This window comes from Staphylococcus sp. EG-SA-2, from assembly GCF_017152085.1.
Genome location: NZ_JACYHC010000297.1, coordinates 1 through 401, shown reverse-complemented (window position 1 = coordinate 401; position 401 = coordinate 1). Strand labels below are relative to the sequence as shown.

Annotated in this window: 1 protein-coding gene; it reads left to right on the top strand. The window is 30.4% G+C overall.

Going from position 1 to position 401, the window contains the following annotated elements; translation table 11 throughout:
* Positions 1-330 precede the first annotated feature (330 nt).
* Positions 331-401, top strand: a 71-nt coding sequence (locus IDG60_RS27365; RefSeq protein WP_370736952.1) for a hypothetical protein, incomplete at its 3' end; no start/stop codon positions are given.

The window sequence follows — 401 nt, the reverse complement described above, 5'->3', positions numbered from 1 at the left end:
ATTTTATGTATAACACTCTGCCTATTTTACCTTTTAATTACATTACCCCAAACGATTAAACAATATGTAATGATACTATAATTGCGTCAGGAGTATCCGCTTGTTAAATGTGCATAGCTTATATTTACCTGTTTAACATGCCACATAATGATTCGAATTATTCCAAGTCCCGCACCTCAGAATCCAAAAACATTCGAGTGATAAAATTTTAAAAATCAAAAATATAAAAATGATCTAATTTCGTCAAATTTACCAATATAAATACTAATATTTGCAATTCACAAAGGGGTATAGTCTGAGTGTATTCTAATACGAAAGGACTTGGTGGATATGTATTACAGTTATGGAAATTATGAAGCATTTGCGCGCCCTAAAAAACCTGAAAATGTAGAAAACAAATC